Source organism: Arsenophonus endosymbiont of Bemisia tabaci Q2, from assembly GCF_902713415.1.
In the GTDB taxonomy this organism is placed as follows: Bacteria; Pseudomonadota; Gammaproteobacteria; order Enterobacterales; family Enterobacteriaceae; genus Arsenophonus.
The window spans coordinates 1-2,198 of record NZ_CACTIE010000259.1 but is presented as its reverse complement, the minus strand read 5'-3'; the positions used below and the strand labels follow the sequence as shown (position 1 = coordinate 2,198).

Genomic DNA, 2,198 nt, shown 5'->3' with positions numbered 1-2,198 from the left:
GCATGGGTCACCCAAGTCCTTATCCCAGTACTTCCTAAAAACACTGTAATCATGATGGATAATGCAACTTTTCACAAGAAACAGAGTATTCACAACAAGCCATCATCGATGCGGGGCATATGGTGGAATATTTGCCTACCTATTCGCCAGATCTTAATCTAATTGAACATAAATGGGCACAAGCTAAATGCAAAAAAAGAGCGCTCGGATGCGACAAAGATATTTTCTTCGCACTCAATATGGTGTAATCAAAATTAAGTCGCTTAGCTATAGGATTTGGACACCCAGCGGTTACAGCTGGTTTAATGATGGCGCCAATGGCGATAGGCTCAATATCGGCAAAATCTGTTGTGACAAAAATATTAACTCAATATGGCTATAAAAAAACATTTTTTACCATAACATTTATTATTGGCTTAATTATTACTCAATTTTCATTGCAATCACCTAATATGCCAATTTATGTTTTGATAATTCCTTTATTTTTACTGGGATCGGCAATGTCGACCCAATTCACCGCTATGAATACACTTACTCTAGCGGATTTGACAGAAAACAATGCAATTTCTGGTAATAGTATGTTAGCTGTAACCCAACAACTTGCTATCAGTTTTGGAATTGCGAGTAGCGCTGCAATTTTACGCTTTTATGAATCGCTACCTTATGATGATTATATTGATAATTTCCATTATATTACTATAGGTATAATTACTCTGTCATCTTCACTTATTTTACTTCTGTTGCAACAAGAAGATGGACAAAATTTAATTAATAAAAAAGATCCCTAACAGTAAAAACTTCATCTAAATAGGACAAACCTAAAATAAATTATATTTATTTTTTTGTTGAATTTACTAAATTTCAATAAATTAATTTGCAATAATTCTTTTTTATACAGGAGAAGAGTATGTGCAATTGGATGAACAAATAGCTCAATTGAGCAACTATCTAGAAACTGGTCTGTACGAGCGGCAGCATACTATTCGCCTTTGTTTATTAGCAGCATTATCAGGAGAAAGTGTTTTTCTACTAGGTCCACCTGGTATTGCTAAAAGCATGATAGCCAGGCGAATAAAACAAGCTTTTAAAACGGTTCACTCTTTTGAATACCTAATGACTCGTTTTTCAACACCAGAAGAAATTTTCGGACCACTTTCCATTCAAGCATTAAAAGAAGAAGGACGCTATCAGCGTTTAACGACAGCCTATTTACCTGATGCCGAAATTATCTTCCTTGACGAAATCTGGAAAGCTGGCGCTGCTATATTAAATACTTTGTTAACGGCAATTAACGAAAAAAATTTAGAAATGGCTTTCACGAAGAAAATATTCCTATGCGCTTACTTGTCACTGCCTCTAACGAACTACCAGAATCAGATAGTAGTCTTGAAGCATTATACGATCGTATTCTTATTCGTTTATGGTTAAATAAGGTGCAGAAGAAACAGAATTTTAGAGCTTTATTGAATAGTAAAAAGGAAGAAAGTGAAAATATTGTTCCCAATCGACTTAAAATAAGTAATGAAGAATATGAAGACTGGCAAGTAAAAATTTGTGAAATAAAACTACCAGATGATTGCTTTGAGATAATTTATCAATTACGGCAGCAAATTGATAATTTAGTTCCATCACCTTATATTTCTGATCGTCGATGGAAAAAAGCTATCCACTTACTCCAAGCTAGTGCTTTTTTAATGGGCGTGATGCAATATCAGCTTTAGATATTATTTTCTTTAAAGATTGCCTTTGGCATGATTTGTAATCGCTACAACTATTACCGCAATTAATTACTACATTATTAATAAAAGAAGATTGGCAAAAAAATGATCAATAAAAAAATTGATGATCTTCATAATTAATGGCAGCAATCAACTCAAATTAATAAGAATAAAACCGCTTTTAAATTAGAAAAAGAAAACCGTTTATTCAATCGCATTCTACATTATTCTGTATCCAAGTAAATTAGTGAAAAAATATAACATTATTTTTACATACGCCTCTTATTTTACATAATATAAAAGTTAATTCTGTTACCATAGATAAGAGTTCAATCAACGATACCTTAAATAAAAGAAAAATTTCTGCTCAACTTGATGGTATTGGTTATGCTCAATTAATTTCAGCACAAATTATAGCTAAGCGTCTTAATTTTGATTACAAAATATATGTTTTTCTCTAATATAAATTTACTGATATAG

1 protein-coding gene and 2 pseudogenes are annotated in these 2,198 nt (G+C 32.1%); all 3 read left to right on the top strand.

The genetic code is table 11. The features are described from left to right. The first annotated feature begins 119 nt into the window (after window positions 1-119). Window positions 120-248: a transposase gene (locus ARSQ2_RS12030; protein WP_202880423.1), complete on the top strand. Its 129-nt coding sequence runs from the start codon at window positions 120-122 to the stop codon at window positions 246-248. Window positions 249-263: 15 nt separating this feature from the next. Then, window positions 264-788 (top strand): annotated as a pseudogene (locus tag ARSQ2_RS10910) (MFS transporter); the annotation flags it as partial. A gap of 121 nt (window positions 789-909) precedes the next feature. Beyond that, window positions 910-2,113: pseudogene (locus tag ARSQ2_RS10905) on the top strand (AAA family ATPase); the annotation flags it as partial. Between the last annotated feature and the right edge of the window lie 85 nt (window positions 2,114-2,198).